Origin of the sequence: Sedimentitalea sp. (assembly GCF_039973035.1) — a bacterium.
Classification (GTDB): Bacteria; Pseudomonadota; Alphaproteobacteria; order Rhodobacterales; family Rhodobacteraceae; genus Sedimentitalea.
Genome location: NZ_JBDWLR010000094.1, coordinates 171093 through 190653 on the forward strand (window position 1 = coordinate 171093; position 19561 = coordinate 190653).

20 protein-coding genes are annotated in these 19561 nt (G+C 58.0%); 9 read left to right on the top strand and 11 right to left on the bottom strand.

All coding sequences use genetic code 11. The features are described from left to right. Positions 1 to 516: 516 nt before the first annotated feature. The 6 genes from ABJO75_RS25790 to ABJO75_RS25815 form a co-directional block, all read right to left on the bottom strand. Positions 517 to 1818 (bottom strand): branched-chain amino acid ABC transporter permease, encoded by a 1302-nt coding sequence (locus ABJO75_RS25790; protein ID WP_348125278.1) that lies wholly within the window; start codon positions 1816 to 1818, stop codon positions 517 to 519. Beyond that, positions 1815 to 2825, bottom strand: a complete 1011-nt coding sequence (locus tag ABJO75_RS25795; protein ID WP_348125280.1) for a branched-chain amino acid ABC transporter permease — start codon at positions 2823 to 2825, stop codon at positions 1815 to 1817. The genes ABJO75_RS25790 and ABJO75_RS25795 overlap by 4 nt, the downstream gene beginning before the upstream one ends. Next, entirely contained in the window at positions 2825 to 3268 is a 444-nt protein-coding gene (locus tag ABJO75_RS25800) for a hypothetical protein (protein ID WP_348125282.1), read from the bottom strand. Before ABJO75_RS25800 ends, ABJO75_RS25795 begins: the two co-directional genes overlap by 1 nt. 1 nt (position 3269) lies before the next feature. After that, positions 3270 to 4091, bottom strand: a complete 822-nt coding sequence (locus ABJO75_RS25805) for an ABC transporter ATP-binding protein (RefSeq protein WP_348125284.1) — start codon at positions 4089 to 4091, stop codon at positions 3270 to 3272. Between the two features lie 99 nt (positions 4092 to 4190). Then, positions 4191 to 4973, bottom strand: coding sequence for an ABC transporter ATP-binding protein (locus ABJO75_RS25810; RefSeq protein WP_348125286.1), 783 nt, complete (start codon positions 4971 to 4973; stop codon positions 4191 to 4193). Between the two features lie 116 nt (positions 4974 to 5089). Beyond that, positions 5090 to 6280 (bottom strand): ABC transporter substrate-binding protein, encoded by a 1191-nt coding sequence (locus ABJO75_RS25815; protein ID WP_348125288.1) that lies wholly within the window; start codon positions 6278 to 6280, stop codon positions 5090 to 5092. A gap of 169 nt (positions 6281 to 6449) precedes the next feature. Here ABJO75_RS25815 and ABJO75_RS25820 point away from each other — a divergent pair, with 169 nt between their 5' ends. Next, positions 6450 to 7547 (top strand): PQQ-dependent sugar dehydrogenase, encoded by a 1098-nt coding sequence (locus ABJO75_RS25820; RefSeq protein ID WP_348125290.1) that lies wholly within the window; start codon positions 6450 to 6452, stop codon positions 7545 to 7547. Between the two features lie 116 nt (positions 7548 to 7663). Here the strand turns inward: ABJO75_RS25820 and ABJO75_RS25825 are convergent, their stop codons facing one another. Both ABJO75_RS25825 and ABJO75_RS25830 read right to left on the bottom strand, forming a co-directional pair. Then, entirely contained in the window at positions 7664 to 8029 is a 366-nt protein-coding gene (locus tag ABJO75_RS25825) for a GNAT family N-acetyltransferase (protein WP_348125292.1), read from the bottom strand. 14 nt (positions 8030 to 8043) lie between these two features. Further along, positions 8044 to 9048, bottom strand: coding sequence for a GlxA family transcriptional regulator (locus ABJO75_RS25830; protein WP_348125294.1), 1005 nt, complete (start codon positions 9046 to 9048; stop codon positions 8044 to 8046). A 144-nt stretch (positions 9049 to 9192) separates the two neighbouring features. Between ABJO75_RS25830 and ABJO75_RS25835 the strand changes: the two genes are divergently transcribed. After that, a complete protein-coding gene (locus ABJO75_RS25835; RefSeq protein WP_348125296.1) occupies positions 9193 to 10563 on the top strand; it encodes a 3-deoxy-7-phosphoheptulonate synthase class II in 1371 nt (456 codons plus the stop codon). Between the two features lie 80 nt (positions 10564 to 10643). Here ABJO75_RS25835 and ABJO75_RS25840 read toward each other — a convergent pair whose 3' ends face one another. Beyond that, positions 10644 to 10844, bottom strand: a complete 201-nt coding sequence (locus tag ABJO75_RS25840) for a hypothetical protein (protein ID WP_348125298.1) — start codon at positions 10842 to 10844, stop codon at positions 10644 to 10646. A gap of 189 nt (positions 10845 to 11033) precedes the next feature. Here ABJO75_RS25840 and ABJO75_RS25845 point away from each other — a divergent pair, with 189 nt between their 5' ends. Beyond that, the gene (locus ABJO75_RS25845; RefSeq protein ID WP_348125300.1) at positions 11034 to 11699 is read left to right on the top strand and encodes a Crp/Fnr family transcriptional regulator; all 666 of its coding nucleotides are present in this window, start codon (positions 11034 to 11036) and stop codon (positions 11697 to 11699) included. Between the two features lie 16 nt (positions 11700 to 11715). Here ABJO75_RS25845 and ABJO75_RS25850 read toward each other — a convergent pair whose 3' ends face one another. Continuing rightward, a complete protein-coding gene (locus tag ABJO75_RS25850) occupies positions 11716 to 12378 on the bottom strand; it encodes a PAS domain-containing protein (protein ID WP_348125302.1) in 663 nt (220 codons plus the stop codon). A gap of 265 nt (positions 12379 to 12643) precedes the next feature. Here ABJO75_RS25850 and ABJO75_RS25855 point away from each other — a divergent pair, with 265 nt between their 5' ends. From ABJO75_RS25855 to ABJO75_RS25875, 5 genes are read left to right on the top strand one after another with little or no spacing between them, the layout of a single operon-like run. Next, positions 12644 to 13534 (top strand): YicC/YloC family endoribonuclease, encoded by an 891-nt coding sequence (locus ABJO75_RS25855; protein WP_348125304.1) that lies wholly within the window; start codon positions 12644 to 12646, stop codon positions 13532 to 13534. A gap of 19 nt (positions 13535 to 13553) precedes the next feature. Beyond that, positions 13554 to 14195 (top strand): guanylate kinase, encoded by a 642-nt coding sequence (gene gmk, locus ABJO75_RS25860; protein WP_348125306.1) that lies wholly within the window; start codon positions 13554 to 13556, stop codon positions 14193 to 14195. Then, complete coding sequence (locus ABJO75_RS25865) at positions 14192 to 14719, top strand: gamma carbonic anhydrase family protein (protein WP_348125308.1); 528 nt, start codon at positions 14192 to 14194, stop codon at positions 14717 to 14719. The genes gmk and ABJO75_RS25865 overlap by 4 nt, the downstream gene beginning before the upstream one ends. Next, positions 14716 to 15912: an aminotransferase class I/II-fold pyridoxal phosphate-dependent enzyme gene (locus ABJO75_RS25870; protein WP_348125310.1), complete on the top strand. Its 1197-nt coding sequence runs from the start codon at positions 14716 to 14718 to the stop codon at positions 15910 to 15912. Before ABJO75_RS25865 ends, ABJO75_RS25870 begins: the two co-directional genes overlap by 4 nt. After that, positions 15905 to 16951 (top strand): ATP-binding protein, encoded by a 1047-nt coding sequence (locus ABJO75_RS25875; protein WP_348125312.1) that lies wholly within the window; start codon positions 15905 to 15907, stop codon positions 16949 to 16951. Before ABJO75_RS25870 ends, ABJO75_RS25875 begins: the two co-directional genes overlap by 8 nt. Positions 16952 to 16957: 6 nt before the next feature. Here ABJO75_RS25875 and ABJO75_RS25880 read toward each other — a convergent pair whose 3' ends face one another. Further along, positions 16958 to 17869, bottom strand: a complete 912-nt coding sequence (locus ABJO75_RS25880) for a LysR family transcriptional regulator (RefSeq protein ID WP_348125314.1) — start codon at positions 17867 to 17869, stop codon at positions 16958 to 16960. Positions 17870 to 17967: 98 nt separating this feature from the next. On the opposite strand from ABJO75_RS25880, the gene ABJO75_RS25885 reads away from it, so the two are divergent. Next, entirely contained in the window at positions 17968 to 19194 is a 1227-nt protein-coding gene (locus tag ABJO75_RS25885; RefSeq protein WP_348125316.1) for an acyl-CoA dehydrogenase, read from the top strand. Positions 19195 to 19561 lie beyond the last annotated feature (367 nt).

Sequence of the window (19561 nt, forward strand, 5' to 3'; positions counted from 1 at the left end):
AACGTTTCGACCCGAAACCGATCCATCTGACGCTGACTGAAATCAAAGTTCTCAGCGCGTTGGAATATGAGCTGTGTTTCGGGGCAGAGCAGAGACGCTGCAGAACGGCGCCTGTGACGGCCTCAGCTATTCTTGCGCCGCTCACCCTCTGCCCGGCACACCGCATCGCCTTGCTGTACTGACATTGAGTTTGGCCTGTCAATCGCACGATCCCAGTACACACGTTCCGGAGTGTAAAGCTGGCATGTGACGACACCCTGAGCCGTTTGCACCTGCACGGGTGCCGATTCAAAACTTGCGGGCGAGGGCACACATCCAGCAACAGCAACTACTGATAAGATCAGGGCGGCGGGAACACAGGGTATTTTCATCGTGGAATCCTTACTCATTCAAGACAACCAAAGGCTCATCTCCATTCACTAACTTGAAACGAAGCGCGTTGACACGGGGAATTTAGCGCAACGGAGACTCATAAGCGTTAACATCGCAACATGTGGACGTTTTCATGGCGATTTCCTATTTCTCCGGGATTAATCCACGCGGACTGAACCGCAAGACGAGGATCAGTACCAGCCCCATGGTCAACAGACGCATATGCGCCGCACTGTCCAGCAGATGCGATTTCAGCGGACCATCCGACATTCCCGACGTCAGAACATCGAGCAGGAAGATCCCGATCGGTTCGACCTGAACCCACAGAAACCAGATCAGCATCGCTCCAAGGACCGAGCCGAAATTATTGCCGGATCCACCAACGATCACCATCACCCAGACGAGGAACGTGAACCGTAGCGGCTGATAGGTGCCGGGCGTCAATTGCCCGTCCATGGTCGTCATCATCGCCCCAGCGATCCCACAAACGGCACTGCCCAGAACAAAGACCTGCAGGTGCCTGCGGGTCACATCCTTGCCCATTGCTTCGGCGGCAACCTCGTTGTCCCGTATTGCGCGCATCATCCGGCCCCACGGGCTTTTGAGCGCCTTTTGTGCCATCCAGAGCAACACCAGCAACACAATCAGAAAGAGCAGCGCATAACCGAGTTTGACATAAAGGGTCGATGCCGTGACTGGATCAAGACCAAATCCGGCAGCGCGATCTACAAAACCCGGATCGTTCTGCAGGTCGATCTCATAGGGAACCGGGCGGGAGATACCGACCACGTTCTTGACCCCACGCGACAGCCAGTCCTCGTTCTTGAGGATTGCAATGATGATCTCGGCAATGCCTAGCGTCGCAATCGCAAGGTAATCTGATCGCAGGCCAAGCGCTGTTTTACCGATCAGCCACGCGGCTCCTGCCGCCAGCAGACCACCAAAAGGCCACGCGAGGATGACCGGCAGACCAAGCCCGCCAAGATATCCTGTGATCGCCGGGTCAACCTTTTCAACGGCCTCGACCGACGGATCCAGAACCGCTCGGTACAGAAAGAACCCGCCCACCAGCAATGCGATCAACGCTACGTTCCGGGCCAAACCCGCCTGCATTCGCCTTAACAGGAAAACCGCCGCCACAACCGTGAGCGCACCCAGAACAAGACCGGCGATGATACCGGCGCCCCCTGCGGCCCATGCCGCCGGTGTCGGAGGCATGGAAACCAGAACCGCCGCCAGTCCGCCGAGCGCGACAAACCCCATGACGCCGATATTAAAGAGCCCTGCGAACCCCCATTGCAGGTTCACGCCAATCGCCATGACCGCAGAAATCAACCCCATGTTCAGGATCAACAGTGCCGCATTCCAGCTCTGCATAAAGCCGGTCAACAGAATCAACCCGCCGACGATTGCGAACAGACCGGTGTTTTTAACGGCCTCGCTCATAGCGCTTTCCCTCTGAAAATACCGGTTGGACGGAACAGCAGAACGATCAGCAGGATCACAAAAGAGACTGCGAACTTGTAATCCGTGCTCAACAACTGCACGAGCCCATCGGGTTCAAGCGGTTCCGGCATCAGATAGATCAGGACTTTCTTCCAGGCATAGGTGATCGTGACCTCGGAAAACGCGATGATGAAACCGCCGGCAATCGCACCCAGCGGACTGCCCAGGCCGCCGACAATGGCGCTGGCAAAGATTGGCAGAAGCAACTGGAAATAGGTGAAGGGTTTGAACGACTTATCAAGCCCATAGAGTACGCCAGCTACCGTCGCCAACGCAGCAACGATGCACCAAGTGTACATGACAACACGCTCGGGATTGATGCCCGAGAGAAGCGCCAGATCCTCGTTGTCGGAATAGGCCCGCATGGATTTCCCAGTGCGCGTTCGGTTCAGAAACCAGAACAACAGCGCCACCACCACGATCGCGGTGATTACCGTAATGCCTTGGCTAGTCTTGATCGCAAGCCCTTCGTCCAGCCCCGTCATTCGTTTGAATTCGCGCGCCGAAATGATGAACCGCGACCCGTCCGAAAAGTTTTGATCATCCGGCCCGATGATGAACCGCACAAGGCCGTTCATGATGAACATGATCCCCATCGAAACGATCACCAATATGACCGGCTTGGCCTTTTGTTCGCGATAGAATTGATACACCATCTTGTCCGTCGCCAGAACCATCAGCGCACAACCGAGAATGCCAAAGGGCAGGGCGAGCAGGGCGGTCGGCAGCGGGCCAAAGCTGATGCCAATCGATTGCATCCACCAGGTCACAAGAATGGTCACCATGGCCCCGAACGCCATGGTATCGCCATGGGCAAAGTTCGAGAACCGCAGGATCCCATAGATCAACGTGACACCCAAAGCGCCAAGCGCCAGTTGGCTACCATAGGACATGGCCGGGATCAGCACATAGTTGGAGAGGGCGACAATAGCGTTAAGGAAATCCATTACGACACTTCTTCCGCACAGAGGCCAAGGATGTTCAGTACAGTTGGAAAGCTCTGCTTTTGGTCATCATCGGAGACATAAACATGGGTCGTCATAACCAACTTTTGTGTTCGATAGAGGGTAAACATGGAATTGAATGTGTCACCACTTGCATTTGCTCCCACCGCAATCGTCCAAGGTTGCGAAGGCTGGACGGAAAAATTGTGAATGAGGCCCTTGTCATCTGAAATTCGCGCATGCGTCTTCTGCGGATTGATCGCCAGCCCGATAGCGTAGGTATCACCGTCCAGACATTGATTGTTTATTTCGCAATCAATGCCTTCGGGGCAATCCATGAAAGTATGGCAGATTCTGTTGACTGCACATCGGTATACTTGAGCAGAGGCTGAACCAATATTAGACGAACAGATCACAACGAAAGCCAGCCCTGTTAAGAAACGCATCTTATCCTCCCAGAAAGCTCTTGCGTACTTCGGGATCTTCGAGCAAATCCTTACCCGTGCCGGAATAGGCGTTGCGTCCCTGCACCAGAACATAGCCCTTGTCGGCAATCTCCAACGCCTGTCGCGCGTTTTGCTCGACCATCAGGATCGGGATGCCGGTGCGAGCCACTTCGATGATCCGATCAAACAACTCATCCATGACGATCGGGCTCACCCCTGCCGTTGGTTCGTCCAGCATAAGTACCTTCGGCCGCGTCATCAATGCGCGCCCCACAGCGACCTGCTGGCGTTGCCCGCCCGACAATTCACCTGCTGCCTGAACGCGCTTTTCCTTGAGGATCGGGAACAAATCATAGACCTGCTCCATCGTATCGGAAAAATCATCGGTCCGAATGAACGCGCCCATTTCAAGGTTCTCTTCCACGGTCATCGAGGTAAAGATGTTGTTGGTCTGCGGAACAAACCCCATACCTTTCACGACCCTGTCCTGTGGTGACAGCCCGGTAATGTCTTCCCCGTCCAGCCGCACCGACCCCTGCCGCACGTCCAGCATTCCGAAAACCGCTTTCATCGCTGTTGATTTGCCTGCGCCGTTGGGCCCGACGATCACCGCGATCTCGCCCTTGTCGACAGCCACGGTGCAGTCATGCAGAATATCCGGCCCCTTGCCATAGCCGCCGGTCATACTGTCCCCGATTAAAAATGCATTGGCCGTTTCCATGGCTTGCCCGGTTCCCGGAGAGGCCCGCAAGCTGCCCGCCCCATGCGGATTGGCAATAGAGCGGTCCTTGTTCCCACGATCTCCATAAGGATCAGAAGACATGTCCAACCCCTTCATCTTTGTCGCAATACTCCGGGGTTTGGGGCAGAGCCCCAACACGGAAATCGAATGCGCCGCAGGCGCGCAATTGCCTTGCTTTGATCATGCGCCCACCTTGTCCTTGTTCTTCAATCCGGTCCCCAGATAGGCTTCAATCACGTGTTCATTGGCCTTGATTTCGTCCAATGTCCCTTCAGCGAGCACCTTGCCCTCTGCCATGCAGATCACCGGGTCACACAAGCGTCCGATGAAATCCATGTCGTGTTCGATGACAACGAACGTGTATCCGCGCTCTTCGTTCAGCCGAATGATCGCGTCACCAATTGTGTTCAACAGGGTCCGGTTCACGCCCGCGCCAACCTCGTCCAGGAACACGATCCGGGCATCCACCATCATGGTGCGGCCAAGCTCCAGCAGCTTTTTCTGCCCACCCGATACTTGCCCGGCCTTGTGATCGGCCAGATGCTCGATGGTCAGAAACTCCAGCACCTCATCCGCCTTGGCTCGCAACGCCCGCTCTTCATCGGCAATTCGTTTGCGGCCAAACCAAGTGTTCCAAAGTGTCTCGCCCGACTGTTCACCGGGCACCATCATCAGGTTCTCGCGGCATGTCATCGACGAAAATTCGTGCGCAATCTGAAACGTGCGCAACAATCCCTTGTGAAACAGATCATGTGGCGGCAGCCCGGTGATGTCTTCACCTGCCATCGTCACGCGCCCGGACGTTGGTTCAAGAACACCTGCAATCACGTTGAAAAGCGTGGTCTTTCCGGCTCCGTTTGGTCCGATCAACCCGGTGATTGATCCTTCGGCAATCTCCAGCGATGCCCCGTCCACGGCGTGAAATCCGCCAAAATGCTTGTGCACGTCTTCAACGACGATCATCGCACCCCCTGCGCCGCATTTTTGCGGCTTGTTCGAAATCCGCTTTGCGCGGTTATCATTGTTTAAACAGCCCGGACAATTCTGGCCGGGCTGCTCTATTGTTCAAATCTTGGCGATCAACGGAAGTTGACGGTTTCGTTCTTGCCGTCCTTGACCTCGATCTCGCGATAGCTGCCAGCGCTCTCGCCCGGTCCGATCAATTCCACCGCGGACGCACCGACATAGTCAATGTCGCCGCCGTTCTTGATGATCTCAAGCCCTTTGGCCAGCTCACCGGGATAGATCTTTTCGCCGGGTGCATTCGCGACTTCGAGAATTTTGGAGCCATATTCTGCCGGATCGGTCGAATTGGCCGCCTGCATCGCAAACATGAACAACGCCGCCGCATCATAGCTTTCAGGGGTATAGGGCGAGGTCGCGTCAAACGCGTCTCCGGCCATCGCTGTCAGCTTTTCAATACCGTCCCCACCGGAACCGGCAATCTGCCCGAACGAGCCGTTCAGATCAGGGCCGACATTCTCGGGCAGGCTGTCCCCGATCATCCCGCCGGGCAGACCAAAGGTGTCAAAGGCACCAGAGTCGAGCGAGGCATTGATGATGCCCAATCCGCCCTGATCCAGATACCCGGCCACAACCAGCATGTCGCCGCCAGCCGAGGCCAGCGCGCCGACTTCTGCGGAATAGTCCGCTTTGCCATCTTCATGCGCCGCGCTGATGGTGATTTCACCGCCAGCTGCTTCAAAAGATGTGACAATCGCATCGGCCAAGCCTTTGCCATAGTCATTGTTGGTATAGGTCAGTGCGATCGACTTGATGCCGCGATCCGTCAGGATGTCGGCCATCACCTGACCTTCGCGGGCGTCGGACGGTGCTGTGCGGAAGAACAAACCGTTGTCATCCATTGTGGACAGGCCGGGCGAGGTCGCCGAGGGCGAGATCATCACCATGCCATTGGGGATCGCCACGTTCTGTAGGATCGCACCGGTGACGCCGGAACAGTCGCCACCAATCAGGCCGTTGATGCCGTCGGCAATCAGGCGTTCGGCGTTGGCTGTCGACAAACCGTTGTCGATACAGCCCGTGTCGGCGCGCATCGGCGTGACTGTCGCACTGTCGAGCAGAGCACCGCTCTCGGTGACTTCTTTCATCGCCAATTCGGCGCCCGCTGCCATCGCAGTGGTCAGGGATTCGATTGGGCCGGTAAAGCCGATCAGGATCCCGAGCTTCACATCTTTTGCATGGCCGCCCGCAAAGGCAGAGCCTGCGATCAATGCGGTGGCCGTTGTGGCCAAAAGCAGTTTTTTCATTTGGTTTCTCCCGTGTTGGAACGCAATGTTCAAAGGGAACCCTAGGCAAGGCGCCTGCAAAAGAAAAGTCCCATGTCGCTGTGGTTTCCGCTGGGTCAGATCGGGCTTCGGCAGATTTGGTAAACAGGAATACCGGCCTAGGTAGAACAGGTAAGAAACGAGGTTTGCCATGCTCAACGTCCTGATCGGCGCCCTGATTGCGCTCACCACCACGCTCGCACACGCCGGCACCATTGAGACGGACGCGGGCGAGGTCCGCGTTGATCCGATGATCACCGGGCTCGATACGCCTTGGGCGGTCGACTTCCTGCCCGGCGGTGCGTTTCTGGTGACCGAGCGGGATGGCGATCTGCTCTATGTGGCGAATGGCAAGGCGGCGAAGGTCGATGGCGTCCCCAAGGTGCGTGCCTCTGGGCAGGGCGGGTTGCTGGACGTTATGGTCCCGCGTGATTTTGCGACCAGCCGTGAGGTCTTTTTGACCTACTCCAAACCACAGGGCGGTGGTGCGGGGACCGCTTTGGCCTCGGGTCGGCTGAACGCCGCCGGAACCGCGCTTACCAATGTCCGTACGCTGTTTGAAGCCACGGATGGCGGTGGTGCTGGCCGACATTTCGGAAGCCGTGTCATCGAGGCGCGGGACGGGACGCTCTTGATCAGCGTCGGTGATCGCGGACAAAGCGCGCTGGCGCAGGATCTTGGGGCCTATAACGGCAAGATCGTGCGGATAAACCGCGACGGTTCCGTGCCTTCGGACAACCCGTTTATCGGCGTTCCCGGTGCGCTGCCTGAAATTTGGTCACTGGGCCATCGCAATCCACAAGGCCTAGGTGCGGACCCACAGGGCAGGGCCTGGACGTCCGAACACGGGGCACGCGGTGGGGACGAAGTGAACCTGATCCGCAAGGGCCAGAATTACGGTTGGCCGATCATCTCCTATGGCAAACACTATTCGGGAAAACGAATAGGGGAAGGCACGTCAAAACCGGGGTTGGAGCAACCCCAGCATTATTGGGATCCATCCATCGCGCCGTCTGGCCTGATGGTCTATTCCGGGCGGCTTCGGCCCGAATGGCGAGGGGACATTTTTGTCGGTGCATTAAAGTTTGACTATATCAGCCGACTTGATGGTGCCCCCTTGCGAGAGGTCGAACAGATCAAAGGTGCGGAAACCGAGCGTGTCCGCGATATCGTCGAAGCGCCGGACGGATCAATCTGGTTCATTTCTGTCGGGCAGGGGGCGATTTACCGTTTATCGCCCGCGGGATGAAGCCCGGCGCGGGGCAGCTGGTAATAGGCCGTATCGCACCATTCTGTCCCGCCGTAGAGAAAATCCTGTTCGCCAATGCGATCGATCTGAAAGCCGAGCCGTTCCAGCAGCCGACATCACGCTGTGTTACGCGGGTCAACTTCTACAGTCAGCGCATCGCAGTCCGAAAACACGTTAAAGGCACGAGGAAGGATCTCTTCCATCGCCTCGCGGACCAGCCCGTTACCCCAATGTGCGTGATGAAGGATGAACCCGACTTCGGGCTTGGTACACACTCCGGCCTTACCAACACAGATGCCGTCAAGGTCGAGAATGAATTGGTAGGTTTCGATCGGGTTTGCACGCATGAACCCCTTTAGAAACGCCTGCGTCGGCGCCAGGTCCTCGTGTGCGGGATGGCTCCAATACCGCATGGTCTGCGGATCCGAGAAAATCTCGTGAAGCGGCATCAAGTCGTCGGGCCGCGCCGGTCGTAGCAGCAATCGCCGCGCCCTGATCACACAGACAGCCGGGCCGCGTGGCTGCCGCGTTCACGGTATGGGGTCGTGTCGTAATGCGCGCGGTAACATTTTGAGAAATGGCTGGGTGAGGCAAATCCACAAGCGAGTGCGACGTTGATCACGCTCATGTCGGTCTGCATCAACAGATTACGCGCCTTTTGCAGGCGGAGTTCCATGTAGTAACGCTTGGGCGATCGGTTGAGATACCGCCGGAACAACCGCTCAAGCTGCCGGGTCGACATGCCGACTTCTTTGGCCAGAACCGAGGGGCTGATCGGATCCTCGATGTTCTGTTCCATCTTCTGAATGACCTGGCTCAACTTGGGGTGACGCACGCCAATGCGTGTCGGAACGGACAGGCGCTGTGTATCCTGATCAGTGCGGATGCTTGAATAGATCAGCTGGTCCGCCACCGAATTGGCCAGTTCTTCGCCGTGATCATCCGCGATCAGTTTCAGCATCAAGTCGATGGAAGAGGTTCCGCCCGCCGTCGTCATCCGGTTGCCGTCGATCACGAACACCGACTTGGTCAGCACAACGTCTTCAAATTCTTCGGCAAAGCTGTCTGAGTTTTCCCAATGGATGGTCGCTTTCTTGCCATCGAGAAGACCGGCCTTGGCAAGCGAAAAGGCCGCCGTGCACAACCCACCGACCAAAAGTCCCTTTCGGGCCTCTCGCCGCGCCCAGCCCAACAGCCGTTTGTTGGTCGCGGCCTGCACGTCGATCCCGCCACAGATCAGGACTGTATCGTCGCGGTTCAGTTCGTCCAGATCGCCATCAAGGTGAAACAGGGTGCCCGCCGAACATTTCATCGACTCGCCGCCTTCACCGATCAATCGCCACGAATAGAGATCGCGCCCGGCCATACGGTTTGCAATCCGCAGGCTTTCCAGTGCCGATGCAAAGCTCAGCATGCTGAAATTGTCGAGCAGCACAAAGACAAAGCGGCGCGGTTTCAGAAGCTTCGTTTCGACATCGACAACTTTGCGTTGCTCTTTCATCTACCAATTCCTTCGAACAGCACCACGCCAAGGTTACCTTGCTCAAACCCTATCTGCGACGTCAAGAGACGCAATTCGTATATGGCAACCCGCGACGGCCTTTTGTATAGAGGCAATCTGACACGCGGAACGGAGATCAGAGCGATGAGCAAGTGGCAAAAAACCGGATGGCGCAGCAAGCCTCGGATTCAGATGCCCGACTATACCGACCAGTCGGAATTGAACGCTGTCGAGGCGCAACTGGCCAAGTATCCGCCATTGGTCTTTGCTGGCGAAGCCCGCCGCCTCAAGACGCATCTGGCTGCGGCCTCGCGTGGCGAAGCGTTTCTGCTGCAGGGCGGGGATTGCGCCGAAGCATTTGACCAGTTCAGCGCCGATGGCATTCGAGACACCTTCAAGGTTATGCTGCAGATGGCGATGGTGCTGACGCATGGCGCCAAGGTTCCTGTGATCAAGGTCGGGCGCATGGCGGGGCAATTCGCCAAGCCACGCAGCGCGCCCACCGAAGTGGTCGACGGTGTTGAGTTGCCCAGCTACCGGGGCGACATCATCAACGAACTGGCCTTTACCCCCGAGGGACGCATCGCCGATCCGGCCAAGATGCTGCAGGCTTACACGCAGGCTGCTGCCACGCTGAACCTGCTGCGTGCGTTCTCGACCGGCGGCTATGCGGATGTGCATCAGGTTCACGCCTGGACCCTTGGCTTTACCGAAAGCGAAGAGGCGGAACGGTATCGCGAAGTCGCCAACCGGATCAGTGACACGCTCGACTTCATGAAAGCGGCAGGCGTCAATCAGGACACGGCGCACACGTTGCAATCCGTCGAATTCTACACCAGCCATGAAAGCCTGCTGCTGGAATACGAAGAGGCGCTGACCCGTCGCGATTCAATCTCGGGCAACTGGCTGGCCGGCTCGGGTCACCTGATTTGGATCGGTGATCGCACGCGTCAGCCGGACGGCGCGCATGTAGAATTCGCGAGTGGTGTGTTGAACCCGATTGGCCTGAAATGTGGCCCGACGATGACCAGCGACGATCTCAAGTTGCTGATGGCCAAGCTGAACCCGGAAAACGAGCCGGGCCGGTTGACCCTGATCGCACGGTTTGGCGCTGGCAAGGTGGCAGAGAACCTGCCGCGCCTGATCCAGACAGTGCGCGAAGAGGGTGCCGAGGTGGTCTGGGTCTGCGATGCGATGCATGGCAATACCATCAAATCGTCGAGCGGCTACAAGACACGGCCCTTTGACTCGGTACTTCGTGAAGTTCGGGAGTTCTTTGCAATCCATACCGCCGAAGGCACCGTGCCCGGTGGTGTGCATTTTGAGATGACAGGGCAAGACGTGACCGAATGCACCGGTGGCGTTAAGGCCGTCAGCGACGAGGATCTGTCGGACCGGTACCACACGGCCTGTGATCCGCGCCTGAATGCAAGCCAATCGCTGGAACTGGCGTTTCTCGTGGCCGAGGAACTGTCAAGCCTTCGCGCAAACCGCCAGCAACGCGAAGCTGGTTGAAGCGGTTCAGCCACATCTGGTTCTCATGAAACACGCGGGTGCCGGCCTCCGGCGCCTCGCAAGTCACGATGGTTCTCTTGCTATTGGCGTGACCGTTTGGGCCCGTCTTCGAGCAACTCGGCGACCAGCCGATGCACCCGAAGCCAGTACGCCGCCGCCTCCATCTCGCCTCGTTCCCGCAGTTCTACTATACGCAGTCCAACCTGATGCGGGGCCGCGTCTCCGAACCGGTCCAGCATCCGGAACGCGGTTGCGATGGTGTTGGTCTCCGTCTCTTCCAAGTTGCGCCCCTCAGCTTGACGCATTTCCTTAAACCATACATGCTTGAATGATAGAGCGCCGTCGTTGATCCTGATCAAGCGTGCGAACCCAAATTCTCTTTGCCGGGTCAAAAATCGATCGCAGATGCCATGACAAAAGCCGGTCGCAGAGTACCAACATTCAAATGCACTAGTTGCCCCCTGCATCGTATGGACGAGTGGCACGATCTCGATGCCGACGAACTCGCCTTCGTGACCCGCGTCAAGCGAGATCATGTGTTCGAGCCCGGCGAAGTAATTTTTCACCAGGGGGCGCCTTGTGACGGCATGTACTGGGTGCGCACCGGCTTGACCGGCGAACGCCGCCTCGATCCGGATGGGGAAATGGCCTTGGTTCGCCTCGGCTACGCGGGAGGGGCGCTCGGCTACCAAGAGCTTTTGACAGGTAAACCCTACCGCAATTCGGCCGAGGCATTGAAGCGGACCGCCACCTGCTACCTCAGCCATGCTGCGATCCGGGAATTGCTCGACCGAAATACCAAGCTGCGCGACCGCTTTTTACAGCGTTGCGTGCGCGACCACGAAAAGACCGAGAAAAATCTCGTCGCTGCTCTGAACCGGGGCGTCCGTACGCGTTTTCTCTATGCGCTTCTGAAGCTCTATGAACGCTACGGTCAATTCGTGACGGGTAAGGGGCATATTCTGGAATTGCCCATCGCTCGCAAGGATCTGGCCGCGCTGGTCGGCACCGGGCCAGAATCGATTTCGCGTACCATCCGCAAGCTGGAACGGGATCGAATCGCCAGTTTTGATGGCCGGACCGTATTCTTCCCGGATCTGGGCGCCGTTCAGGACGAAATCCACAACGTCGGCTGATTTTCCGACCGTGCGCTCACTCGTCACTCTTGACCAAACGCAGCCAGGGCGCCTTACCGCCTAGAACGGCCTGCGTTTCGGCGAAACCCTGTGCGGCCTCTTGCGCACGCTTTGGGCGCTCAAGGCCCGCCGCTAGGTCACGTATCTGGGTGTCGACAATATCAAAGCGGCGTGGTGCACGCCCAAAATCACCGTCTGCAATCAGGACGCCGAGAATGCGGCTGCAATCACCAAGGTCACTCTTCAAAGGCAGCAGGATCATGCGTGCTTCGCAAGGGCCGCGGAGACTTTGCCGTTCGCCATTGAGGCTCAGTTCCGCAATCGCCGGAGTGTCAAAGACGTATTCCAGCGTTGCGGCCATCCCTTCGCGCCCGTCAGTCGTGAAAAACGACGTCACAGGCATGCCGCGCACTTCCATTCCGGCAAGCTGACACAGGTGCTGCCCGGCCAGACGGAACCGGCCAACGCCAGGTGCCACGCGTTCGAGGATGAAGGCATATTCCAGAACCTGTTCCAACCCGCGCGGATCAATCTGCGAGCGGAACGGGATTTCGGCGCCGTCACGCAGCGCGCTCCAATAGGCTTCTGCCTGCCGGATCGAAGACAGACTTGCTCCACTGCGGAACCGATCCATTGCAACCACCTTTCCCGTTTCTTTCGGGCGGAAAATACTGAACATGTGTTTGTCTCTCTTGCACAGCAGCCCGATCGCACACGCTTTGCCTTCTGGCCAAACCCGTTCGTAGGACTTGCTTCATAATCGTTACCTAAGCTTTAACGTGACACATTTTTGAAGATTTTGAACAAGAACCTTAGCATTTGGTTAACCTTGCGCCGGTGCCTGGTCCTTGGGCGCTCTGTCGGGGGCTTGCCCTGTATTGGGCAATACCATTAGGTAAGCCACGACACGACGCACAACAGACCGCGAGCAGGGCAGGGCGCAGATGATCAACTCGATGACGGGATTCGCCTCGGCAAAAGGGGAACTCGCGCCCTATTCTTGGGGATGGGAGCTGCGCAGCGTCAATGGCAAGGGGCTGGACCTGCGCCTGCGCGTGCCTGACTGGCTTCAGGGGTTGGAGGCTGCGTTGCGCGCCGATCTCGCCAAGGCCGCGACACGTGGCAACGTCACGCTGTCTCTGCGCATTGCGCGCAATGACCAGGCCGGCGAACTGGCCCTCAATCGCTCGGCTCTGTCCGCGGCGTTGGGCGCATTGTCAGAGATAGAGGCCGAAGCAAAGGAATGGGGGGTAACGCTGGCACCGTCACATGCCAGTGACCTGCTTTCGCTGCGTGGTATGTTCGACGCCGGAGCCACCGACGACGACAATGCAGCGTTGATCGCTCGGTTGCGGTCCGACTTCCCGGCGCTCGTCGCCGCATTTCTAGAGATGCGCAAGGCCGAAGGGGCTGCATTGCAGGATGTTCTGGCCGAACAGCTTGACCGCATACAGGCCCTGACAACGCAGGCCAAGGGGTTCGCCGAGGCCCGCAAAGAGGCAATGGCAGACGCGCTCAGGACCAATCTTGCCCGTGTCTTGGACAACACCGATGGGGCTGATCCGACCCGCGTTGCGCAGGAACTTGCGATCATCGCGGTCAAGGCCGATGTCACCGAAGAAATCGACCGTCTCGACGCCCATGTCGTTGCCGCCCGTGACTTGCTTGCCAAGGGTGGAGCGGTCGGGCGCAAATTGGATTTCTTGATGCAGGAATTCAACCGCGAGGCCAACACGCTCTGCGCCAAATCGCAGTCTACGGAACTGACGGCTGTCGGACTCGACCTCAAGGCGGTGATAGACCAGATGCGTGAACAAGTTCAGAACGTGGAATAGCAAAGGGAATTCATACGAAATGGCAGACCGGCGCGGCCTCTTGATCATCCTCTCTTCGCCTTCGGGCGCGGGCAAATCCACACTGGCGCGGCGGTTGCGCGACTGGGATGCGTCGATCGTATTTTCGGTCAGCGCCACGAACCGTACGCCGCGACCGGGTGAAACCGATGGGGTCGACTATTTCTTTACAACAGAGTCCGACTTCAAAACTCAGGTCACCGCCGGTGGAATGCTGGAGCATGCCCATGTTTTTGGTAATTTCTATGGCTCGCCGCGCGCGCCGGTTCAGGCTGCAATAGACTCGGGACAGGACGTTCTCTTTGACATCGACTGGCAGGGCGCTCAGCAGATCCGCAACTCGGCCCTTGGGCAGAACACGCTCTCGATCTTCCTGCTGCCCCCGTCGATCACCGAACTACGCCGGCGGCTTGAAGGTCGCGGGCAGGATGATGCCGAGACCATTGCGCGCCGGATGCAGAAAAGCTGGGACGAGATCAGCCACTGGGATGGTTATGATTTTGTGCTCATCAACGATGATCTGGATGCCACCGAAGAGCGGCTCAAGACCATCGTCACCGCCACGCGGCTGCGGCGCAGCCAGCAACCGGACCTGACTGGGCATGTCCGCGCCCTGCAGGCAGAATTCGAGGAAAACTCATGACGATTTACGCTTTGGGCGAAAAAAGCCCGACGATACACGCCGATACCTGGATCGCCCCCGATGCCAACGTCATCGGTCAGGTGGTGATGGAGGAAGGTTCCTCTGTCTGGTTCGGTACGACCATTCGGGCAGATCACGAGCAGATTCTGATCGGCGAGGGCTCAAACGTACAGGAAAACTGTGTGATGCACGTGGATCCCGGATTTCCCATGACGATCGGAACCAATTGCACAATCGGCCACAAGGTTATGCTGCATGGATGCACGATCGGAGATAATTCGCTGATCGGGATGGGTGCCACGGTGCTGAACGGCGCAAAAATCGGCAAGAACTGCCTGATCGGGGCAGGGGCGCTGATTACCGAAGGCAAGGAGATCCCGGAGGGAAGCGTGGTGATGGGCGCACCGGGCCGTGTCGTAAAGCAGCTTGATGAAAAGGCGAAAAAGATTCTGGCAAGCTCGGCCTCGCACTATCACAAGAACATGGTCATTTTCCGCGAACAGCTTAAGGTGGTTGAACAATGAAGAACGCGCGAGGATCGCTGATCCGGCCACAACCGCTGCCGGATAGCGCCAGTCATCCCGTGGTAACGCCGCTGTCACCATCGGTGGTCTATGCCAGCGAAACACCCGATATGCTGGACGATCAATATGACGGTCGTCTGCACGGTTACACCTATTCGCGCGAAGGCCACCCCAACGCCGATGTCGTCGCCGCCCGTATGGACGCGATGGAAGGCGTGAGCGGAGGCATTGTCACCGGGTCAGGCATGGCAGCCGTCAGCGCGGTTCTGATGGGTCTGCTGGACACCGGTGATCACGTCGTCGGTGGCAATCAGCTTTACGGTCGATCAATGCGGCTGATGAACGAGGACCTGCCGCGCCTCGGTATTTCCTCGACACTCGCAGATCCCGGAGATGCAGCGGCGGTTGCGGCCGCCTTGCGGCCTGAAACACGCATGCTGTTGGTTGAGGTGGTTTCAAACCCTACGCTGCGGGTGGCTGACATTGAAGGGCTGGCGGCGTTATGCCGTGAGCGCAATATCCTTTTGGCGGTGGACAATACCTTTACCACCCCGCGCGCTTTTCGACCTTTCGAGCACGGCGCAGATATCGTGATACATTCGCTGACCAAGCTGTTGGCGGGCCATTCCGACGTGATGCTTGGTTATGCGGTTGCCCGTGACCCCGCACTGGCCGAAAAACTGCGTGTCTTCGCCGTGACCACCGGGCTGACGCCAAGCCCTTTTGATTGCTGGCTGGCGGAACGCGGCATGTTGTCCTTTGATTTGCGGTTTGATCGCGCCCAGCAGACGGCAGCCATTCTGGCCGACCATCTTGCGACGTTGCCGGGCGTCACGCGGGTGCTCTATCCGTCGCGCGCCGATCATCCGGATCACGACCGCGCCAATCACTTGCTGAACGGGCAGGGCTGCAACATGGTCAGTTTTGAACTGAACGGTGGTCGGGCCTCGGCCAATGCCTTTACCCGCGCTGCCGATGGGCTCAGCTTTGCGCCGACGCTTGGCGATGTCGGAACCACGCTTTCACATCCCGCGTCCTCGTCCCATCGGGTCATGAGCCCCGAAGAACGCGCGGCAAACGGCCTGAATGAAGGGTTCTTTCGGATTTCCGTTGGCCTTGAAGACCCAGAGCAACTGAAGGCGATTTTCTCGGATGCTGTTGCCGCAGCGACAACGGCCCAGACAGGTGCCTGAGACCTCACTGGACCTGCTCTTGCGGGCGACGCCGCTGCCAACGGTCGTGATCAACCCGTCCGAATGGATTGTCGCCGCCAACGCCGAGGCGCTCAAGATGTTCAGCCCCGAAATGGTCGGGCGGCATTTCGCGACCGTGCTGCGCCAGCCGCAGGTGATCGCCGCCATCGAGGCGACGCTTGCCGACCATGGCGAACACCTCGCACGGCACAAGTTGGGGAGTGCGGAGCAGGACGCGCCGCTTGACGTGACCTGCCGCTATCTCGAAACGGCGGGGCCGGGGAGATCGGGCGCGGCTGTGGTCAGCTTTCAGGATCGCGCGGACATGGAACATGCGGGCCAGATGCGCCGCGATTTTGTCGCCAATGTCAGCCATGAACTGCGCACGCCCTTGACCGCTCTGATCGGCTTTATCGACACATTGCGCGGCCCGGCGCGCGATGACACCGAGGCGCGTGATCGCTTTCTCACCATCATGGAGCAGGAAGCGAGTCGCATGAATCGCCTTGTCGGGGATTTACTGTCGCTCAGCCGGGTCGAGGCGGAAGAGCGCGTGCGCCCGACCGGTCAGGTCGAATTGGGAGCGCTGCTGTCCTCCACCTTGTCATCGCTGACCCCGTTTGCTGAAACGAATGGCGTCGCCCTGACAGTCGCATTGCCAGAAGACCCTGTAATGATCCCCGGTGACGAGGATCAATTGCGGCAAGTGTTTACCAATCTCGTCGAAAACGGCATCAAATACGGTGGCTCGGGCAAAGAGGTGTCTCTGTCCATTCAACTGTGTGACCGGGACCCCGCGCTGCGGGCACCAACCGCCGAGATCGAAGTCCGCGACAAGGGGGCTGGAATTGATCCGATTCACCTGCCACGTCTGACCGAACGCTTTTATCGCGGTGACAGTCACCGGTCCCGGCAACTAGGGGGTACCGGCCTCGGGCTGGCAATCGCAAAACACATCGTCAACCGGCATCGCGGGCGGATGAAGGTCGAAAGCGAACCGGGTGAAGGCGCGACATTCACCGTGATCCTTCCGCGCTAGGGGTTTTCAACGGGGCAGGGGATCTTCGGGTTCTGCTTGCGTCGCCAGCCATTCGCGGAACTGTTTCAACGCGGGATCCTGCGCCTTGTCCAACGGCCAGACCAGATAATAGGCGCCTTGTGCCTCGATCGGGGCATCGTGCAGCGCGATCAGATGACCAAGGGCGAGGTCCTGTTCAACCAGGTAGTCCGGCATCAGTGCAACACCCAATCCATGCTGCGCCGCCTGCGTTATGGTTGAAAACTGGTCATAGAGCGTTCCGGTCACCGATCCGGTGAGCGCAACACCTTGTGCACGGAACCAATCGGCCCAGGCATCCGGGCGCGTTTCGATATGCAAGAGTGGCATATGCGACAGGTCCGTTGGCGTCAGCGCCCCGGGGTCCTGAACCAGAGACGGGGCGCAAACGGGCAACAGATGTTCATGTCTGAGCAGCAAATGCCCGGTCCCCGGCCAATCGGCGTTTCCAAAATGAATTGCAGCATCAAAGCCTTCGTTGGCAAAGTTAAAGCGCTGGAGGCGGGTGTTCATGTTGACCGTAACCTGTGGATGCAGGCGTGCAAATTCCGGCAGGCGGGGGACCAGCCAGCGCATCCCAAAGGTCGGCAGGATCGCGAGGTTCAAGGTTCCGCCATCCGGTGCAATCCGAAGCCGCAATGACGCCTGCGCAATCTGTTCGAGCGCCTGTCTTACTTCGCTGGCGTATTTCTGCGCCGCAGGTGTCAGCGTTAATCGGCGACCGTCGCGCGCGATCAGGTCCAGTCCCATCTGGTGTTCGAGAACCTGTAACTGTCGGCTGACTGCGCTTTGGGTCAGCGAAAGCTCTTGGGCAACGGCGGTCGCGCTGCCAAGACGATCCAACGCCTCAAGCGCGCGCAGAGACGAAATTGTTGGCAAAAGGCGGCGAGGGGTATTCATGTATGCGATTTACTCATGAATATATGTGAATGTCTCGCTGTATTTTAACCCATATGCCGCGTATGCTGCCGAAAAGTCAGCCCGCTCAGGAGCAATACATGAACATATCGCATAAACCCAGTCTCAAGGCCAAAGACGCGCCTGATCTCGGCCAGTTCAACTGGGAAGATCCATTGCGGCTGCAAGATCAGCTCACCGAGGACGAGCGCATGATCGCGGAAAGCGCCCGGGCCTATGCGCAGGAGAAGCTGCAGCCCCGTGTTCTGGATGCATTTGCCAACGAAGACACCGATCCCGGAATCTTTCGTGAAATGGGTGAAATGGGCCTGTTGGGTGTGACTACTCCTGAGGAATACGGCGGCATCGGTGCGGGCTATGTCAGTTATGGCCTGGTCGCGCGCGAAGTGGAGCGGGTCGACAGCGGCTATCGGTCGATGATGTCGGTGCAAAGCTCGCTGGTGATGTATCCGATCTATGCCTATGGAAGCGAGGAACAACGCCAGAAATACCTTCCGAAACTGGCCAGCGGTGAATTCATCGGCTGCTTTGGTCTGACCGAGCCTGACGCCGGCAGCGATCCGGCAGGGATGAAAACCCGCGCGGTCAAGACGGCCACAGGATACAAGCTGACCGGGTCCAAGACGTGGATCTCAAACGCGCCAATTGCGGATGTGTTCGTGGTCTGGGCGAAATCCGAGAAACATGGCGGCAAAATCCGTGGCTTCATCCTTGAGAAAGGAATGAAGGGGCTGAGCGCCCCAAAGATCGCCAACAAGATGAGTCTTCGTGCATCGATCACCGGTGGGGTCGTCATGGAGGATGTTGAAGTTGGCGAAGATGCATTGCTTCCCAATGTTCAGGGTTTGAAGGGGCCATTCGGCTGTCTCAACCGGGCGCGTTATGGCATCAGTTGGGGCGCGATGGGCGCTGCGGAATTCTGCTGGCACGCGGCGCGGCAATACGGGTTGGACCGCCATCAGTTCAAACGTCCTCTGGCCCAGACCCAGTTGTTTCAGAAAAAGCTGGCAGACATGCAAACCGAAATCGCGCTTGGTCTACAGGCAAGCCTACGTGTGGGTCGCTTGATGGATGAGGCCAATGCTGCGCCAGAGATGATCTCGATCATCAAACGCAACAACTGCGGCAAGGCGCTCGATGTGGCGCGACTGTCGAGAGACATGCATGGCGGCAACGGCATCAGCCTCGAATATCAAGTGATCCGTCATCTGTTGAATCTGGAAACCGTCAACACCTACGAAGGCGCACACGATGTCCACGCTCTGATACTGGGGCGCGCCCAGACTGGGCTTCAGGCGTTTTTCTAGAGGAGTATGTTAAATCGCGGTCGTACGTTTCGTCGACCGCGATTTTCCAATCATGAGCCTTCATCAAGAACTCGATATGCGTATGGGGTAGTGTTTCTGTTTCTGATCGGAGAGATAGCAGAGGTTCCGGTATCCAGTGTCGGCACACCCAGTGCGCATCCAATATTCCTATAATCAGTATTATGTTAATTATGTTAATATTTTACATTAGGTCGACCGCGTTGCTTTAGGTTTAGTGAAACGCAGTTCCGTCATGCGGTACACCATTGGAAGTCCCTGCGATCCAGTCTAACATTCCTCTATTGGCAGAGTCGCCTTTGTTCGGACTTTGAAGTTCGCGCAACTGCACATGCCTCGGGAGGAAGTC